Annotated in this window: 15 protein-coding genes; all 15 read right to left on the bottom strand. The window is 60.9% G+C overall.

Annotated features, from left to right (window positions below):
• Positions 1-15 precede the first annotated feature (15 nt).
• The 15 genes from LDN04_RS06325 to LDN04_RS06255 all read right to left on the bottom strand — a co-directional run bounded on the left by LDN04_RS06325 (position 16) and on the right by LDN04_RS06255 (position 18834).
• Positions 16-1227 carry a 3-oxoadipyl-CoA thiolase gene (locus tag LDN04_RS06325; RefSeq protein WP_223907847.1) on the bottom strand — a complete coding sequence of 404 codons (1212 nt, stop codon included), beginning with the start codon at positions 1225-1227 and terminating at the stop codon, positions 16-18.
• Positions 1228-1245: 18 nt separating this feature from the next.
• A complete protein-coding gene (locus LDN04_RS06320) occupies positions 1246-2772 on the bottom strand; it encodes a 3-hydroxyacyl-CoA dehydrogenase (protein ID WP_223907844.1) in 1527 nt (508 codons plus the stop codon).
• A gap of 2 nt (positions 2773-2774) precedes the next feature.
• Positions 2775-3545 carry an enoyl-CoA hydratase gene (locus LDN04_RS06315; protein ID WP_223907840.1) on the bottom strand — a complete coding sequence of 257 codons (771 nt, stop codon included), beginning with the start codon at positions 3543-3545 and terminating at the stop codon, positions 2775-2777.
• A gap of 164 nt (positions 3546-3709) precedes the next feature.
• Complete coding sequence (locus LDN04_RS06310) at positions 3710-4162, bottom strand: MarR family winged helix-turn-helix transcriptional regulator (protein ID WP_223907837.1); 453 nt, start codon at positions 4160-4162, stop codon at positions 3710-3712.
• Positions 4163-4240: 78 nt separating this feature from the next.
• Positions 4241-4435: a DUF6290 family protein gene (locus tag LDN04_RS06305; protein ID WP_223907833.1), complete on the bottom strand. Its 195-nt coding sequence runs from the start codon at positions 4433-4435 to the stop codon at positions 4241-4243.
• A 69-nt stretch (positions 4436-4504) separates the two neighbouring features.
• The gene (gene sucD, locus LDN04_RS06300; RefSeq protein WP_223907830.1) at positions 4505-5380 is read right to left on the bottom strand and encodes a succinate--CoA ligase subunit alpha; all 876 of its coding nucleotides are present in this window, start codon (positions 5378-5380) and stop codon (positions 4505-4507) included.
• A gap of 11 nt (positions 5381-5391) precedes the next feature.
• Positions 5392-6558 (bottom strand): ADP-forming succinate--CoA ligase subunit beta, encoded by a 1167-nt coding sequence (gene sucC / locus LDN04_RS06295; RefSeq protein ID WP_223907827.1) that lies wholly within the window; start codon positions 6556-6558, stop codon positions 5392-5394.
• A 152-nt stretch (positions 6559-6710) separates the two neighbouring features.
• On the bottom strand, positions 6711-7547 hold the full coding sequence (locus tag LDN04_RS06290; protein WP_223907824.1) for a 4Fe-4S dicluster domain-containing protein: 837 nt from the start codon (positions 7545-7547) through the stop codon (positions 6711-6713).
• Position 7548: 1 nt separating this feature from the next.
• Entirely contained in the window at positions 7549-10137 is a 2589-nt protein-coding gene (locus LDN04_RS06285; protein WP_223907821.1) for a molybdopterin-dependent oxidoreductase, read from the bottom strand.
• 92 nt (positions 10138-10229) lie between these two features.
• Positions 10230-12269: an FAD-dependent oxidoreductase gene (locus LDN04_RS06280; RefSeq protein WP_223907819.1), complete on the bottom strand. Its 2040-nt coding sequence runs from the start codon at positions 12267-12269 to the stop codon at positions 10230-10232.
• 216 nt (positions 12270-12485) lie between these two features.
• Positions 12486-13730: a CaiB/BaiF CoA-transferase family protein gene (locus tag LDN04_RS06275; protein ID WP_223907816.1), complete on the bottom strand. Its 1245-nt coding sequence runs from the start codon at positions 13728-13730 to the stop codon at positions 12486-12488.
• Between the two features lie 67 nt (positions 13731-13797).
• Positions 13798-14961 carry a thiolase family protein gene (locus LDN04_RS06270; RefSeq protein WP_223907810.1) on the bottom strand — a complete coding sequence of 388 codons (1164 nt, stop codon included), beginning with the start codon at positions 14959-14961 and terminating at the stop codon, positions 13798-13800.
• A 17-nt stretch (positions 14962-14978) separates the two neighbouring features.
• Complete coding sequence (locus LDN04_RS06265) at positions 14979-15788, bottom strand: cobalamin-dependent protein (RefSeq protein ID WP_223907802.1); 810 nt, start codon at positions 15786-15788, stop codon at positions 14979-14981.
• The gene (locus tag LDN04_RS06260) at positions 15779-17437 is read right to left on the bottom strand and encodes a methylmalonyl-CoA mutase (RefSeq protein WP_223907790.1); all 1659 of its coding nucleotides are present in this window, start codon (positions 17435-17437) and stop codon (positions 15779-15781) included. The genes LDN04_RS06265 and LDN04_RS06260 overlap by 10 nt, the downstream gene beginning before the upstream one ends.
• A gap of 50 nt (positions 17438-17487) precedes the next feature.
• Positions 17488-18834: an MmgE/PrpD family protein gene (locus LDN04_RS06255; RefSeq protein WP_223907787.1), complete on the bottom strand. Its 1347-nt coding sequence runs from the start codon at positions 18832-18834 to the stop codon at positions 17488-17490.
• Positions 18835-18844 lie beyond the last annotated feature (10 nt).

Below are 18844 nucleotides of genomic sequence, written 5' to 3'. Positions count from 1 at the left end.
CACTTGCCCTGCATGCTAGGTGTGCCGAACATTTTCGATGACAACTGCCAGTCCCTGCCCGACACCGATGCAGAGGCTGATGACGGCGTAACGGCCGTTGCTCCTCATCAGCTGCCGGGCTGCGGTCAGTGCCAGCCTGGCACCGGAGGCACCCAGAGGGTGACCGACGGCGATCGCCCCCCCGTTCGGATTTACCCGGCTGTCGTCAAACGGAACATCGAGCAGCTTCAGACAGCTGAGGACCTGGGAGGCGAAGGCCTCGTTGATCTCGATGACGTCCATGTCCTTGAGTGTCAGCTTTGCCCTGCCGAGCGCCTTCTGTATGGCGGTCACCGGTCCGACCCCCATGATACGGGGCTCGACGCCGACCGCCGCCGATGCGATAACCCTGGCCATCGGCTCGATCCCCTTGTTCACCCCGACAGAGCGGCTGCCGACCAGCAACATCCCGGCCCCGTCATTCACGCCGGAAGCATTGCCGGCGGTGACAACTCCCCCGTCGAAAAGTGATTTCAGGCGAGTCAGTGAGGCAAGGTCCGATTCGGGGCGGGGATGTTCGTCCGCGTCGACAATCACCGGCGTCTTCTTTCCCCCCTGGGGGACCGTAACGGGGGTCAGTTCGCCGACGAAGAATCCTTCCCCGAGCGCCTTTGCATACTTTGCCTGCGACCCTGCGGCGAAGATATCCGCATCCTCCCTGCTGATGGCGAAATCCCTGGCCACGTTGTCGCCGGTCTCGGGCATGGTATCACCGCCAAATCGGGAAATGATCTCCGGATGGGGAAAACGGGCGCCGATGGTGGAATCGAATACCCTGACATCACGGCTGTAGGCGGATTCTGCTTTTGCAAAGACGAATGGTGCCCTGCTCATGCTTTCCACGCCCCCCGCCAGGTACAGTTCTCCTTCCCCGCAGGTTATGGCGCGCGCCGCGTCGACAACCGCCGCCAGACCGCTGGAGCAGAGGCGATTGACGGTCTGGCCGGGAACCGTCACCGGCAGACCGGAAAGGAGCACCGCGTGCCGGGCTATGTTTCTGCTGTCTTCCCCCGCCTGGTTCGTGCAGCCGATGATGACATCCTCCACCTCGTCGGGCTTGAAGCTGTTTTTCTCCAGCAGCGCCTTCATGACCCCGGCTACCAGGGTATCGGGTCGGACCGACGCGAGTTTGCCGCCGTGGCGTCCGAAGGGTGTCCGCAAACCGTCATAGATATAGGCATCCAACATGGGTAGTTCCTCCTGGTCTCAGTTTTCGGGGGTGAGCAGCGATACGCCAAGTCTGGCACGCCTGGTAAGCCACGGACTCGGCCGGTAGCGCGGATCGCCGTAAAATGCCATCATCTCGTTCAAAATCCCGAGTATGTTACCCGCACCGATGCTGTCTCCCCAAGCCAGCGGGCCTTTGGGATAACCGAGTCCCAGAGTGACGGCACGATCCAGGTCACAAGGGGAGGTGACACGCTGCTGGACGATGTCGCAGGCGGTATTGACGACAACCGCCAGCACCCGTTGCGCGACAAATCCCGCGCTGTCGCGGATCACGGAAACGGGGACGCCGTCACCCCCGAACAGGCCGTGTGCCGCATACATGACATTCGGTGCGGTCAGCGGGGTCGTCATGATGGTACGATGGGTATCCAGGCCAAACAGGGTGTCGATGGCAACGGTTCTGGTCGGATCGAGATTCTCGGCCAGACATGCCGTCGTGGCGTCCGCGCCGAGGGGCATGACGATGCAGACAGAATCGGATGCGGGAATCGCCCCGTGGTCCAATTGCGCCCCCAGGCTGGTGACGAGCCCGGATATGGCAGCGTGGGCCGCAGGCCTGGCAGCACTGACCCAAACCGAGGTGGGCTGGACAGCGGGAATCTCCGCCTCGGGGATCGCTTCAGCCCCAGCCGCGGTATAGGTATAGAACCCCCGACCAACCTTCCGTCCCAACAGGCCGGCCATGAGGCGCTGTCGGGCGATGGGTGAGGGGCGCAACCGCGGCTCCTGGTAGTATTGATTATAGATCGCCTCCATCGCCGGATGGGACACATCGAGCGCCGTCAGGTCCAGCAGCTCGAACGGCCCCATTCTGAAACCGGCCCCCTGCCGGAGTATCCGGTCGACGACGTGATGCTCGGCAATCCCTTCGCCGAGAATTCGCAGCGCCTCGGTGACATAGCCGCGACCGGCATGATTGACGATGAAGCCGGGGGTGTCCTTGGCCCGCACCGGCGTATGCCCCATGCGAACGGCGAGGGCAGTGAGACTTTCTCCCACCCACGGCTCCGTCAGAATGCCGTCGATGACCTCCACGATCTTCATGAGCGGCACGGGGTTAAAGAAGTGGAACCCGCCGACCCGACCCGGCAGCCGACAACCGGCGGCAATCTCGGTCACCGACAGCGACGATGTGTTGGTGGCCAGCAGGCAGCTATCCCCCACCACCCCCTCCAGCGACTGGAACAGCTGGTGCTTTGCCTGGATGTTCTCAACAATGGCTTCGACGACGATGTCCGCGCCAGAAAAGCCCTCCAGCCCATCGACGATGGAAATCCTTCCAACCGCCGCTTCGGCAGCCTGCGCCGTTATCTTCCCCTTTTCGGCAAGCTTGGAAAGCGTGGCGTGCACCGATTTCTGGGCGTCAAGCGCCGCTCCCGGTTTGGCGTCATGCATGAGGACCGATACGCCCGCCTGGGCCGCTATCTGGGCAATGCCCCGCCCCATTACGCCGGTACCGATGATCCCCATGACGAGATCGTTTTTGCCCGCATCAAACGACATCCCTACCTCCCTTTATACACAGGCTTCCGCTTTTCGATAAATGCGTTCATCCCTTCTTTCTGGTCTTGCGTATCGAAGAGAAGCTGAAATGCCTTGCGCTCCAGCATGATGGCGGCATCCAGCGAGATATCCTGGCCAGCCAGCACAACTTCCTTTATTTGTGCAACTGCGATGGGGGGCATGGCGGCAATCGTCGACGCCATTTTCAAAGCCGCGGGCTGCACTTCGTCATCGGGCAGCACTTCGCTGCACAACCCCATGGCGAATGCCTCCCGCCCCGAAACCGGCTTGCCGGTGAGAATCATCTTCATGGCCTGAAACTTGCCGACCGCCCTGGTAAGCCGCTGCGTACCGCCCGCCCCCGGCATGATCCCGACCTTGATCTCCGGTTGGCAGAAGGAGGCGTTCTCGCCGGCAATGATGATATCGGCATGCATGGCCAGTTCGCAGCCACCGCCCCAGGCGTAGCCGTTTACCGCCGCGATTACCGGTTTCGGACAAACAGCAATTGCCTGCCACAAAAGGTGTATGTTGCGCAGCATCATGTCGATGGCGCCCTTGTCGGCCATATCCTTGATATCCGCACCGGCAGCAAAGAATTCACCACCACCGGTCAAAACGATGCACCGCACCGCTGGATCCGCACCCAAGGCACGGAAATGCTCGGCAAGCTGCTGACGTACGGCAAGGTTGAGGGCATTCTTCGCCTCCGGTCGATTGAGCCTTACCAGGGCCACTCCCTCAGCAGGGTGTTCTACTATCACTTCGCTCACGGTGATCTCCTTGCGCTTGCTTTTGCATGCAATATTACATGCAATCAAACACCGAGTCAATATCTTTTTTTGCACCACCTCTATAAAATGTCATCTAAATTATCCAGGGGGGATTGGGGATGGTGGGGCCGGCGGCTATCACGGAAGATAGCCGCCGGTACGCCCTATAAACTGCACAAATTTCCGTAGAATTTTCTCAGAACGTTCTTGCACATCTCGATCTCCGACTCGTCTATGCCGGACATCGCATTTTCCAGCACCTCCTGGACAACCTGCGTCACGTCCTGCATCATCTGGTTGCCGCGATCCGTGAGAAAAACATTTTTCTCCCGCGCATCCGTGTTACCCGGCAACCGAACGATCAACCCCGACGATTCGAGACCGGCCAGCATCCGCGTCATGGTCGTCTTGTCCTTGTTCAGACTCTCGGCCAGTGTATACTGCGGCTGTCCGTTCTGATTCCAGACATACACCAGGGTGGAGAACTGATCCGACGTTATGGGCAGGCCACGCCTCGACAGCTCCTGATTGATCCGCTTCAGGATCATCCGCGATGCCTGGCTGGTCAGGTGACCAAGGGACTCTTCAAATGAATAGGTAGTTTTACTATGTCTCATTTAGTTGCATTCTACAACTTTATATGTCCATGTCAAGAAGGTAATCGTGCCATTTCCGCAATCTTCCGGCAGGTGTCATTACATCCACTCCGAACAGCTTGAATCGGCGATCTTCCCCTTCGTTATCAGACCTGATCCGAAGAGAATTTCTCTAATAAAATTGGTCATATTTATGTTGTTTGAGGTGGCAATATCCTGGATTTTTCTTTTCTCGTCTTCGGTGACCCTGATCGAAATCACGTCGTACCTGGCATTTTCGCTATACTTTCCCATGCAATCACCCCGCTCTTGGCACATGAATCGCCCCACCGCACGTCATGCACTCACGTTGGTCCTGCGTTTTCAATTCTTGGGAGTGTAGATTTTCAGCAGCGCCTTGGCCATCTCGGCCGGGCTGGCGGCCACGCTGATGCCGCACTCTTCCAGCACCGCCACCTTTTCCGTCGCCGTTCCCTTGCCGCCGGAGATGATCGCCCCCGCATGCCCCATCCGCTTCCCCGGCGGGGCTGTGACCCCGGCTATGTACGCCGCCACCGGCTTGGTCATGTGCTCCTTGACGAACCGTGCGCCGTCTTCCTCGGAGTTGCCGCCGATTTCGCCGATCATGATCACCGCCTCGGTGTCCGGGTCTTCCTCGAACATCCGCAGGACGTCCACGTGGTTCGTGCCGTTGACCGGGTCACCGCCGATCCCGACGCAGGTGGACTGGCCCAGGCCCACGCAGGTCAACTGCCAGACCGCTTCGTAGGTCAGGGTGCCGGAGCGGGACACGACCCCCACCTTCCCCGGTTTGTGGATGTAGCCGGGCATGATGCCGATCTTGCACTCGCCGGGGGTGATGACCCCCGGACAGTTCGGCCCCACCAGCCGGGTCTGTTTCCCCTGCATGTACTGCTTCACCTTGACCATGTCGAGAACCGGTATCCCCTCGGTGATGCAGACGACCAGTTCGATCCCCGCATCAACCGCCTCCATGATGGAGTCGGCGGCAAACGGGGGGGGGACGTAGATGACCGACGCGGTGGCACCGGTCTTGTGCACCGCTTCCCGGACCGTGTCGTAGACCGGAAATCCATCGATGACCGTACCCCCCTTGCCGGGGGTGACCCCCCCCACCATCCGGGTACCGTACTCCCGGGCTCCCTGCGCATGAAAGAGACCGGTGGCGCCGAGCCCCTGGGTTATTACCTTGGTGTCTTTATTGATAAGTATGCTCATGGCTCTCTCCTTTAGGCGGCTGCAACAGCCTGGACAATTTTTTTGGCGGCGTCGGCCATGCCGTCGGCTGCGACGATGTTCAAGCCGCTCTCGGCCAGCATTTTCTTGCCGATTTCGACGTTGGTCCCTTCCAGCCGCACCACCAAAGGCACTTGGAGGGAGACCTGCTTGGCCGCTTCGATGACCCCGGTGGCTATGACGTCGCACTTCATGATGCCGCCGAAGATGTTGACCAGGATTCCTTTGACGTTCTTGTCGGAGAGTATGAGCTTGAAGGCCTCGGTGACCCGCTCGATGGTCGCCCCGCCCCCCACGTCCAGGAAGTTGGCCGGGTCACCGCCGGAATGCTTGATGATGTCCATGGTGGCCATGGCCAGGCCGGCACCGTTGACCAGGCAGCCGATGTTGCCGGTCAGGGAGACGTAGGAGAGGTCGTGCTGGGAGGCTTCGACTTCGTTGGGATCTTCTTCGTCGAAGTCGCGCATGTCGCCGATCTGGAGATGGCGGAACATGGCGTTGTCGTCGAAGCCGAACTTGGCATCCAGGGCCAGAAGGTCCCCTTCTTTAGTGACCACCAGCGGATTGATCTCCAAAAGGGAGCAGTCGCAGGCAAGGAAGGTGGTGTAGAGACCTTGCAGCAGACTGACCGCCTTGGTGGTCAGCTTGCCAGTCAGCCCCAGACTGAAGGCGAGGTTGCGGGACTGGAACGGGGTAAGCCCCACCAATGGGTCAATCGCTTCCTTGAAGATCTTCTCCGGGGTCTTGGCCGCGACTTCCTCGATATCCATCCCTCCCTCGGTGGAGGCCATGACCGCCACCTTCGAGGTGGTACGGTCTACCAGCAGGCTGACGTACAACTCCCGCTCGATGTTGCAGCCGTTTTCCACCAGTACCCGGGTGACCACCTTCCCCTCCGGCCCGGTCTGGTGGGTGCGCAGGACCATGCCGAGCATGTCCCGTGCGGTGTTGCGCACCTCGTCGGAGGTGCGGGCCAGTTTGACCCCGCCCCCCTTTCCCCGGCCGCCGGCGTGAATCTGGGCCTTCACCACCCAGGGACCGTCGCCGAGACGCTTCGCCCACTCCCGGGCGCTCGCCCCGTTGTAGCAGACGTGGCCGTCCGGTACCGGCACACCGAATTTCCTGAGAATCGCCTTTGCCTGATACTCGTGAATGTTCATCTGGTTCTCCTTGACACTCGTAGAGGAATAAATTGGTGAATTATGTACCCATGCATTGCATGTAGTTTTTCATGTAATTTAGGGAAACCAAAAACTACCGTCATGCAGCCAGAGGAGATTCCCCGGACTGCATGACGGCTTCGTGCTGCTGATCAGCGGCTCAGCTGGATCTCGCCCAGGAACGTGATCTCCTTGTCGAGAACGATCGGGGATGACTGGGTCGCATAGCCGGCCAGCTCATAGGCTATCTGACATGCCCCCCGCGGTGCATTCTTGAAGTCGAAGTCTCCGAAACAGTCGGTTGTCGCCGTTCGCTTCGCACCATCCGGTCCGGTCAGGGTGACCGTCACATCCGCCGCGCACTCGTTCCCCTCCGCCAGGCGGACGGTTCCGGAAAGGTGCGGCTTGGGGAGGCCGACATAATACACGTTCGGCTTGGTGCCGTACTCGGGGTGAAACGCTTCCGCCTGGTTCGCGGCGAGGAATTTGGATATCTTGCTCTCCGGGTCCTCCACGTCACCGAAGTACATGCAGCTCATGGGGCAGGACTGGGCGCAGCGCGGCTCCTGCCAGCCGTCGTCCACGAGATGCGCACAGAAGGTGCATTTCTGGGGAAGCCCCTTCTCTTCGTTCAGGTAGATGGAGCCGTAGGGACAGGACGCGACCAGATCCTTCTGCCCGGCCGCCTTCTCGGGATCGATGATGACGATCCCGTCCTCGCGTTTGTAAATGGCCCCGTTCTTCGCCGCCTTGGCGCAGGGTGCGTCGCCGCAGTGCTGGCAGGGCTTGGGTATATAGGTAACCTTGATGTGCGACGGGTTCCAGACCTGCTCCCGCTCCTCGATGCTGAGCCAGAACTGGCCGAAGGCGGGCTGCTCCGCGGCAACCGGCGGGAACGCGTTGTAGACGTGCTCGTCCTTGCAGGCTACCTGGCAGTTGTAGCAGCCGATGCACTTGTTCAAATCTATTGCCATTGCGTACTTTGCCATGTTAGACCTCCCCCTCTGTCCATTTTGCAATCTGAACCAGACACGAACCAGGGGCCATGCCAGCGCAGTTTTTCGACAGGAACCGTGACGACGTCAGCTGGTTGATCGTCCCCCCCTTGTCGATGGTGGTGTTGACCCCGGGCTCGCCCTGGGGATCATACCCGCCGCCGGAGCTGTAGGAGTGCACCGTCCCCTGCCGTATCCGCTCGGTGATGTTGGCGGCGCACAGTACGACACCCCGGTCGTTCCAGACCTTGACCAGGTCGTTTTCCTTTATCCCGTACTGCGCGGCATCGGCCGGATTGATCCGGATCACCCAGTAGCGGTAACCGTTGATCAGGCGGCGATGGTGGGGTATCTCGTCGTTCCAGAGAGTCTTCCCGTCATGCTGGGAATGGAAGGTGAACCGCGGATGCGGCGAGATGAGCTGCAAGGGGTAGTTCTTGAGTATTTCCGTACTCTCGGACCCCTCCCACGACGGAATATAGTGGGGAACCGGCGGCCGCTCGTCATCGTTCGGATCGAATTGCTTCAGGGTCTGGGACTCGAATTCGATCTTGCCGGTGGGAGTGGAGAGCCGTGCCAACCCATCCGGCCTGTTGGTCGGCCGGTCTGAGGACATGGGCTTGTCCGGGATGTCGATGGGACGCTGGTCGTAGAACCACCTGAGGGCCGGAGCCGGCTTCTTGTCCATCTTGGGGGGAATGATGTAGTACCCCTTCTTCTGGAACTTCTCCCAGCTGATGACCTTGGGCAGGTCGGAGACCTCGTACATCCGCTTGATCCAACTCATTTCGTCCGGATGCCCTTCGGTGAACTGCTCGCCTATTCCGAGCCGTTCGGCAAGCAGCGCGTAAATCTGGTAGTCGGGTTTCGACTGGCCGCGCGGCTGGATGCATTGCTGCTGCAGGACCACGACACGGGCGTTGGTCGGGCTCAGTTTGTTGGAGTAGCCGGAAATCTTGGCCCACTCGCCGATGTCCCACCGCTCGAAGTTGGTACAGACCGGGAAGATGATGTCGGCGAACTTCGCCTCCGGCTCGTTGTAGATGGTCTGGTTGACGACGAACTCCAGCTTCGGGTCCCGGTACATGCGGGCAAACCGGTTCGTCTCCATCATGGTGCCGATATACGACGCCCCCTGACGGTAGATCATCTTGATCTCAGAATAGCCGGGGAACGGGAAGGTGCACTCGGTGAACTGCTGCTGGGCGCTCTGCCCGTAGTAGCCGTACACGCCCCGCCAGGTATACGGCGGTTTGATGACGCATTCCGGCAGACAGGCACGGTTGATCCGCTGGCGGATCTGACTGGCCGTGGCCCGTTTCGGGAAGCCGCGCGGTCCCAGGTCCTTCGGGCCGGCGCTGCCGCCGCTGATGCCGCCGTCGGCGTAGCCGGGGAAGAAGAAATCCCAATCGGCCGGCGCCCCGCCGGTGGTGGAGTAGTAGTTGACGCCCGGCTTGCCGAGCCCCTGCATCCCCATGAGGAGAACCATGGCGCGGGACCACTCATGGCCGTAGGAAGAGCGCATGACATGTCCCATGCCGGAACGGCCGCCACCAGCCAGGGTGGTCCGCTTCTTCGCCCATTCCCGGGCCAGGGCAACGATCACGTTCGCCTCTACGCCGCTTTTCTGCTCGGCCCACTCGGGGGTTTTCGGCTGGCCGTCTTCGTTACCCATGACGTAGGATTCCCACTTGTCGAAACCGACTGTGTGGCTTGCAATGTACTCTTTGTCGTAGGTCCCCTCCTTGATCCAGGTGTAGGCAATCGCCAGGGCCATGGCCACGTCGGTGCCAGGCTTGGGCTTGATCCACTTGTCACCGTCGATGACGGAGGTGTAGTTGCAGTGGGGATCGATGAAGACGAACTTGATCCCGAGCTTCTTCATGTGGAAGCGCCAGTGATCGGTCTCGTTCCAGGCGTAGTCGCCGGAGGTGGTGTTGGGATCGGAGCTCCAGAAGACGATCATGTCGGTGTGCTCGAACGTATCCCCCAGGAGGTCGAAGGCGGGGGGCTGACCGAGACGCCAGTGGAAACCCCAGGAATGGATGGCGCCCCAGTAGGACCCCTGCCAGCTGTCCGGGTCATGGTCGATCCAGGTGCACCCCACCAGGTTCCAGAACCGCTCCAGGGCGCTCATCCGGTAGCCGATATTCCCCCAGGAGTCGTGGGAGGAGCCGGTGACGGCGATGGCGGACGGCCCGTACTGGTCCTTCACCCGCTCGGTCTCGTTGGCGACGATGGTCAGGGCCTCGTCCCAGGTGATCGGCTCGTACCCGGAAACGCCACGGTTCTGCGGGTTCCGCTCCCCGTTCGGATCAAAATCGACCCTTTTCAGGGGGGTGAGCAGGCGGTCCTTGGAGTAGATCTGCTGCTTGCTCCCCTGCACCCAGCAGGCGATGCCGGCCTTGTTCGGCCGGACGAACGTTTCGCCCCGCGCCGTTATGGACCAGGGCTTGGCGTCGTCTTCCTGGGTGTACTCCAGCGGCAGGATACGTACGATCTTCTTGTCCTTGACAAAGACCCTGACCGGTCCGCTGAGGGTACAGTTCACATATTGCTGCTCATCCTTCGTCGAATACTTCATACGCTCCTCCTCAAGTTCGTTCTGCCCATAGCGTTGCCTGACTGTTTCCCTTCGCGCTCAAAGCCGTATCAGGGCTCTTCGATCCCCTGCCGTCATATCGTGACGGCAACCTTGAACGCCGATTCGATCGCCTTCATCGCGTTGCCGACCTTTGCACCGTCACCCACCTGGTACAGTTCCTTGACCTTGCCTTCCAGCGCCTTGGCAAGGGTCTTGTTGGAGCGCTCGCCGACGCTTACGATCACGCTGTCCGCATCCAGGAGGAACTCGACGCCGGCCTTCTCGATCAGGACGCCGTTTTCGTTGATCTCTTTCACCTTGGCGCTGGTGCAAACCCTGACGTTGGCCGGGTAGAACCGCTTGATCAGGTAGTTGCGCGAAGTGTACCCCATGCCGGGGACGACGTTCTCGCGCTCGGTGACGATGCTGACCAGTTTCCCCTGGGAGGCCAGGTACTCGGCCGTATCGACCGCGGCATAGCCGGCACAGCAGGCGTAGCTGTACTTGGAATGGGTCCCGGTCGGGTCCCCCTCGATGGGGGCGGGCTTGGCGCCGCAGGTGTAGCTGCACTGGTAGCTGCAGGTCCAGATGACGACTTTTTCGCCCACGGTCGCTTTGCCGCTCATGATGTCACGGGCATCGACAATGTTCCTGCCGTCGACACCGGGGGTTTTTGCCGGGACTGCCGGGTCCGTACCGACCGCCAGAACCGCCACATCGGGCTTGACCTGCTCCACCAGGTCGGGGGTGACGTCGGTATTCAGGACCAGCTTGACCCCCGCCTTTGGCAATGCATGCTCGAAGAACGTGAAGAGGCGCTCGGTCTCCGCCTTGGTGGGGGACGTGGACGCAAGGCGGTAGGCGCCGCCGATCCTTGCGGACCGTTCATAGAGGGTCACCTCATGGCCGCGCCGGGCAGCAATGAGGGCCGCTTCCAGGCCGGCCGGGCCACCACCGACCACCATGACTTTTTTCTTCTCGGACGCGGCTCCGTACTGGTCGAGGGACTTTTCGTCGAGCAGACCTGCCGCCGGATTGGTCAGGCAGGTGGTCGGATAGAGCATCCAGAGCACGTCGAAGCATCCCTGGCAGCACCAGATGCAGGGGAGGATGTCCTCCGCGTTGCCGCTGAGGATCTTTTTCGCATAGTCGGGATCGGATATCTGGGGACGGCCGATACAGACGAAGTCGGCCTGGTTCTTCTCCAGGATACCTTCCACCATGTCCTCGGAGATTCTCTTGGCGACGGCGACCGGAATCTTCACCGTCTTCTTGATCCCCTCCGCCATGTAGACCCACGAACCCCGCGGCGATGCCATGGTCTGGTCGTGCAGACGATGATTGGATTCGCGCAGTCCGGAGGAAACGTTGATCATGTCGGCGCCGGCCTTTTCCAGGGCGACGGATATCATCCGGGAATCGACGTGGGTCACCCCGCCGGCCGGATAGTAATCGTCGCCATTGATCCGGCAGATCACCGGATAGTCGTCGCCGCAGGTCCGCTTGATCTCCTGGATCACCTCGCTGCAGAACTTGAGCCCCCCCTCCATCCCGCCGTACTCGTCGGTACGCTTGTTGATGAAGGAGGAAAGGAATGAACTGAGCATGTAGCCGTGGGCAAAGTGGGCTTCTACCGCATCGTAGCCGGCCTGCTTCGCCCGTAGGGCACCTTCGCCGAACTGCCGCAGCGTCTTCTTGCATTCATACAGCGTCATCTCCCGTGGCGTGGCATAGCCGAGCGCTTCGGCGCTGCCGAAGGAGGAACAGGAAAGTGGCTGCGTACCGGCCGTCTCCGTGGAGGTCTGCCGGCCGGAATGCATGATCTGCAGGGCGATCTTGGCCCCCCCGGCATGGACGCTGTCGGTCAGCTTCTTGTGGCTGGCGATGTAGGAGTCGTCGGAGATGGCGCAGTTGATGACCGAGCGGCCGATGGGATAGTCGATGGCCGCCGCCTCGATGATGATGAGGCCGACCCCCCCCTGGGCACGGAGCCCGTAGTAATGGCATGCCGCATCGGTAAAATGACCGTTGCGGGTATAATTGGTGCACATGGCCGGCATGATCAGCCTGTTTTTGAGCTCCATCGTGCCTATCTTGCCGGGCTTGGCCAATAGTTCGGGTATCTTTGACATAGGGGTCCTCCGCATCGGGATAGTTGCACTATACAACTATTGTACTAACAATGCAACAGTTTTTTATAGTGCCGAATTTGGGTGTCGAAAATCGCTGCTGACTGCTCAATCGCCCATGGCTGCTGCACAACCACGCGGGGGAGTTCATCCCTGATACATCCCCGCGCGGGGTCGCGTGGTGCCACAGGCATATTACTAAACCTGCGTTCTACATCATCAGATGATACCGTCTGCCTTGAATTTGACCAGGTCGTCCTTGGAGTAACCGAGGATGCCGCACAACACCTCCTCGTTCTGCGCTCCCAGGTACCCCCCCGGCAGTTCGAAACCGATTTCGGCCTCGGTGAAGCGGAAGGGGAAATCGTGGCCGACCGCACCCGTTACCTTGCCGAACTCCGGATGATAGAGATCGGTGATCATGCCGCGATGCTTGAGCTGCGGATCGTCCAGGACCTCGGGGATGGTCGCCACTTCGCCGGAGGCGACCCCGGCGGCGCGGACCTTGGCAACGACCTCCTTCTTGGTCAGGGTCTTGGTCCAGGCCTCCACCGTCTCGTCGACGAAGTCGGCGTGCTGCTGCCGGTAGTCGAGCTTCTCGCAGCGCGGGTCCTTGATCAGCTCTTCGCGCCCCATCGCCTTGCAGAGGCCGACCCAGTGGCTGTCGGCCGCGCTGCAGATCACGGCATAGCCGTCCTTGCACTGGTAGGAGTTGAAGGGGGTGAGACGCAGGCGCCGGTTGCCGGTGCGGATCGGGATGTTGTTGTCGAGGAAGACGTCGAGGCTCTCTTCCATGAGGAAGGAGAAGAGGGAGTCGAGCATGGAGACATCGACGTGCTGCCCCTTGCCGGTCTGGTCGCGAAAGCGCAGCGCAGCCTGCAGGCCGATGGCGAGATAGAGGGCCGAGATCAAATCTCCGCCGGCGACCCCGAGGCGCACCGGAGCGTTCTCCGCATAACCGGTAACCTCCATGACCCCGCTCATCGCCTCGACGACCGGATCGAAGGCGGCCAGATTCTTGTAGGGGCCGTCCTGGCCGAAACCGGAGCAGGACCCGAGGATGATGTCGGACTTGATCTTCTTCAGATCCTCATACCCGAAGCCGAGCTTCTCCATGGTCCCCGGCAGGAAGTTCTCCGCCACCACGTCGGCGGTGGCGATCAGCTTGCGCAGGATATCCTTCCCCTCCTCCGACTTGAGGTTGAGGGAGACGCTCTTCTTGCCCCGGGAGCGCTTGAGGATGCAGAGGGAGATGTCGCGCGGGTCGGTGCGCTTGAGGGTGATGCCGTTGGGTCCGAAGTAGGGACCGTTGCTGCGGACGGCGTCGCCGCCGTCGTGCTTTTCGATCTTGATCACCTCCGCGCCGAGGTGCGCCATGATTTCCGTGGTGTACGGCCCGGAGAGCCAGGCCGTCAGGTCTACAATTCTAATGCCTTCCAATGGTTTCTTGATCTGATTTCCCATATCTGTCTCCTCAATGTGTGTAGTGCTTTTTTCCCGGTGATTCTTGCGTTGTGCGAATAGTAAGGGGTTACTCCCCTTTAAGAATATTGACCGCGACCACGGCGGTCTCTCCCGCCATGTTGCCGCCACCGTTTTCCGTCATGCCGACGTTCGGCGGGGGTGAAATCTGGCGACCTCCCGCCTCGCCCCGCATCTGCCAGGTGACTTCGGCAAGCTGGGCAATCCCCGTCGCCCCCGCGGGATGCCCCTTGGCCGTCAGGCCACCTGAGGTATTGACCGGCAGTTTCCCGTCATAGCGGGTCGCCCCGTCGTCGATCATGCGGCCACTGCCACCCGGCTCGCAGAAACCGAGCTCCTCGTAGAGATAGAGCTCGATAGGTGCGACGGCGTCATGGATCTCCGCGACCTGGATATCCTTGGCGGTTACCCCTGCTTCGGCATAGGCCTTCCGCGAGGTACGTGCCGCGATGGACAGCTCTTCGCGACCGCTGATGTCGAAGCTCCCGAGCATGCTCGACCCCACCTTGATGGGCCGTTTCCCCATCCGCTCCGCCATCTCTTTCGTTCCGACGAGCAGGGCCGCGGCGCCATCCCCCAGCGGGCAGGTCATGAGCAGGGTGATCGGGTCGGCAATCGTCCGTGATTCCAGGATCTCTTCCACGGAATAGGGTTTGCGGTACTGGGAATGGGGGTTCAGCGAACCATGGAAGTGGTTCTTTGCCGCGACCTTCGCCAGTTGCTCCCGGGTGACGCCGTATTTAGCCATGTAGCTCCGGAAGCGCATGGCGTAGATCCCGGCGAAGAGCATCCCCATCTGCCCCTCTATCCCCACGTCCGTGGAGGTCGAGAGCGCCTTGAGGCTCGTGGGAGTGTCGCCGCAGAAAAGCTTTTCCACTCCAACGGCCAGGGCCAGTTCGGCCTGCCCCGCGGCAACGGCGCGGTGGGCGAGGTAAAATGCCGTAGACCCCGACGCGCAGGCGTTTTCCACGTTGATGATCGGAATGCCGGTGATCCCCGCTTCGCGCATGATCACCTGCCCCCGCACCGACTCCTGCCCCTGCAGGACGCCGCCATAGGCATTGCCGACAAAGGCGATGTCGATGTCGTGGGGATCGATTTTGGAGTCGCGGATCGCGTCCCATATCGGGTCATAGGCAAGATCCTTCAGACTTTTGTCCAGGTGCTTGCCGAAATTGCTCATTCCCACACCGAGTACGTATGTATCTCTCACGACGGATTCTCCTCCCGTTAAACCGGCTTGAACCGGTAACCGATGATCGGCTCGTTGTTCTCATCCCGACGGGTTTCGACGCACGTCAAACCCATGGTACAACCTGTCTGCAATTGGCTCTCGTCATACTCCGTGAGGAGCGTGAAGAGCGTCGGCCCGTTGTCGCCGAGGGTCACGTATCCCTGGGCGTGGGGGACGGAATAGCCGGGGGGAGCCGCCTTGGTGACGACAAAACTCTGCAGCTTCCCGGTCCGGCTCAGCTCGACCTCCTTCACATGGGCATCGTCCAGGCAGTGAGGACAATTGCGACGCTTCGGGAAATAGGTGCGGTTGCAGCCGGAACATTCCGTGCCGACCAGGTACATCTGCTGAAGGGTCTTTCCCTTCAGGGTTCCCGGCACGGCGCACTTCCACTCCTTCTCCGTTACCAGTGAAAAAACGTATTCGGCGATCTCCTTCACCTCCGTGCCGGTGGGATATATCTTCTGGACCCCCATGGCGTACAGCTGATCGTAATCGTCCCGCGGGATGATCCCGCCGATGGTTATGGGGATATCGAGGGCATCCAGCTTTTCCAGCTCGGCTCTCAGCTTCTTGACGATGGCAAGATGGGCCCCGACCATGGAGGAGATGCCGATCACGTCCACGTCTTCCTGTACGGCAGCCTTCGCCACCGTCGAGGCGGTCTGACGCAGGCCGGTGTAGATAACCTCGACCCCCTGGAGACTGAGGCCGTGGGCTACGACGTAGGCGCCGCGATTGTGGCCGTCCAGGCCGATCTTCCCTATCAACGCCCGCGGTCTGCGGGTTGGTTTCGCTACATCCATGATGACCCCTCCTTGTAATATCCCCATACTCCACCGAGGACCTTGCACATCTCCCCGATGGTGGCGTAGGCCTTGACGCAGTCGATCAGGGCCGGGACAGTATTTTTGCCGGCCCGCACATCCTCTTCCAGCTTCTTCAGGCAACGGGCGACCTCACCGTTGTCCCGGTCCGCCTTGACCTGCTGCATCTTGGCGATGATCCGCTCCTGAATCCCCTCTTCGGACTTGAAGCTCTCGGCGTCGACCACGTCATCGGCATCCTGGAATTTGTTCAGCCCGACGATGACCCGCTCCCCGCTTTCTATCTGCTGCTGGTATTCGCTGGCGGACTTCCGGCAGTGGGACTGGTACGTCCCCTCCTCGATGGCTTTCTGGGCGCCCCCCTTGGCGGCGATCTCTTCCATGATGGCCAGCGCATTCTTCTCCAGCTCATTGGTCAGGGACTCGATGTAATAGGACCCTCCCAGCGGGTCCGCCACGTCGGCGATGCCGGTCTCGTTGGCAAGGATGTGCTGCGTCATGAGTGCTACCTTGGCGGCCTTTTCGGTCGGTATGGAGATGACCTCGTCCATGGCATTGGCGGAGAGGCTCTGTACCCCGCCGAGAATGGCTGCCAGACATTCCATGGTCACCCGCACGATGTTGTTCATCGGCTGCTGGGCCGTCATTGTATAGCCGGTGGTGTAGACGCGGATCACGCATTTCATGCTCTCTTCTTTTTGCGCATGGTAGCGCTCTTTCATCATGCGCGCCCACATCCGCCGGAACGCCCGGTACTTGCAGATCTCCTCGAACAGGTTCATGGGGACCGATAGCTGGCACTCCAGAAGCGGTGCGAAATCATCGATATGCAGGCCGCGGCTCAACGCCTCATCGATATAGGCCTGGGCGTTGGCAAGGGTGAACGCGATCTCCTGGGCGGCGGTGGCACCCCCCTGGCGCATGTGGGAACCGCAGATGCAGATCGGCTTGAACTTGGGATGGTGCTTCGTGCAGTACTCGATGGCATCGACGGCGAATTTCAGGGAGGGGGTCGGCGGGAAGACATAGGCCCCGCGGGCCACGTACTCCTTGAGGATATCGTTCTGCAGTACCACGACATACTCGGACGGATCGACCTCCTGCTTGTCCCCCGTCGCAAGGAAGAGGGCCAGCATGATCGGGCCGATGGCATTGGCGGTGGTGAAGATCTGGCGCGTGGTATTCAGGGGGATGCCGTCGAACAGTGCCTCCATATCCTTGAGGCTGTTGATCGCCACTCCCGCTTTCCCCACTTCCCCGTCCGCCAGTTCATCGTCGGACTCGACCCCCAGCTGAGTCGGAAGATCCAGCGCAACGGCCAGGGCGGTCTGCCCCTTGGACATCAGGTACTTGTACCTCAGGTTGGTAGCTTCCGGGTTTCCGAATCCGGCGTATTGCCCCATCGCCCAGAAATCGGCACGGTACATGGAGGGATATATCCCCCGGGTATACGGATACTGGCCCGGCAAAGAGATGTCCCTTTCAGCCTCGAAGCCGGCCGCCTTGAGATCGTCCTGATCATAGACGTCATTCAGTTCGATCTTGGACTCGGAGTAATACACCGGCTTCCTGCGCCCACGCTTTGCGTAATCCGCCTCAAGAGACTTCTTCCATTCATCGCTTTTCATAGGGATCTCCGGTCTGCCATGTTCTTTTGTATGTATTTTTACATGTAATGCTAGCGGTTACAAAAAAGGCGCCTCGACAGCACTTCGCAAATATCGGGTCCCGCAGGTTCGCCCGAACGCCCTTCCATGCGGCGAAGGATATCGGCACGCTCGCCATCGGACAGGTACCCGTCCGTGCAGCTGACGAATTTATCCCGGGTAACCGCCAGGGAGAGGGGGGCTTCCGGCTCACCCAGCGGATAGCTGACGCTGTGGGAGAAGGTTCTGCCGTCGGCCAGTTCGACCTCCACGCGGGACCCGCGCTGCCCGGGATAACGGGATTCGATGTCGGGATCGACACACTCGGTGACGAGGCGGGTCATCCGCACGATATCGGGATCGGCAAAGTGTTTCTCGTCAAAGGAATCGTAGGTGGCAGCTCCGAGAACGGCCCGGGCGGCGATGGCATAGGGGATGTTGAAATAGGCGTCGCCACGTTTCTTCACGTTCTTGATGCCGGTCTCCAGGGCAATCCGGTAGGTCCCCACCCGGACGGCCGTGATCTCCCCATGCCCGACCCCGTGCCGTTCGACGATGGTACTGAACGCCTCCAGGGAGGCATGCATATGGCGACATCCCGGATACGGCTTCAGATAACACCCTTCGATGGCATACTCTTTCTCGAGCGGCGCCATGACCGATTCGTGCAGACCCTTTTCCAGGTATGCCGGGAAGAATCCCTCTTCCAGGACATTCCCGTACCCCCCATGCCCTTTTTCCGCGAGCAGGGCGGCGTCAACGCCGTTTCGCACGCCCCAGCCGACCTGCAGCGGCTGGGTGCTGCCGTTCTTGAATGCCGCCATCAGGCCCGAACCACCCAGGGCGGCAAGACAGAGGGCTTGGCTGGTGGTCGCCAGATCATAACCCCGCAGTTGCGCCAGCGTTGCCGCGGCACCGAAGGGGGCCGTGACCGCCGTGCCATGGAACCCCTTGCGCGCAAAATGCGGATTACCCGCCCGGGCCAGGCGGATCATGACGTCGTATCCCGCGACCATGGCCCGGTCGATGGTTTCCGGTGATTTCCCCTCGCCAAAGGCGAGAATGACCGGCACCACAACAGCCGCCGGATGGCAGGCCCCCTCCCGGGAGCCGTCCTCGGACACGGAGCCGTTGATGGCAAAGGCCCAGGCCATGGCGCTGTCCTCTCCCCGGGGAAGAACCCCACCCCACTTGGGGAGGATGCCGGCCGCGATGTCAGCGAAGACCGCGCTCCGACAGCCGATGAATGCCGATGCCATCCCGTCGAGGAGGTGCTGCCGGACCTTGCGGACCGCATCATCGCTCAGGGTGGCGGTGCGAATCTCGATGACACGCTGCGCGAGGGAGAGTGCCAGGTTATGTTCGCCGGAAGTCGACATGGATCAAGCT

This window comes from Geobacter sp. AOG1 (assembly GCF_019972315.1).
Classification (GTDB): Bacteria; Desulfobacterota; Desulfuromonadia; order Geobacterales; family Geobacteraceae; genus Geomobilimonas.
This window is presented reverse-complemented; position numbering and strand designations above follow the sequence as displayed.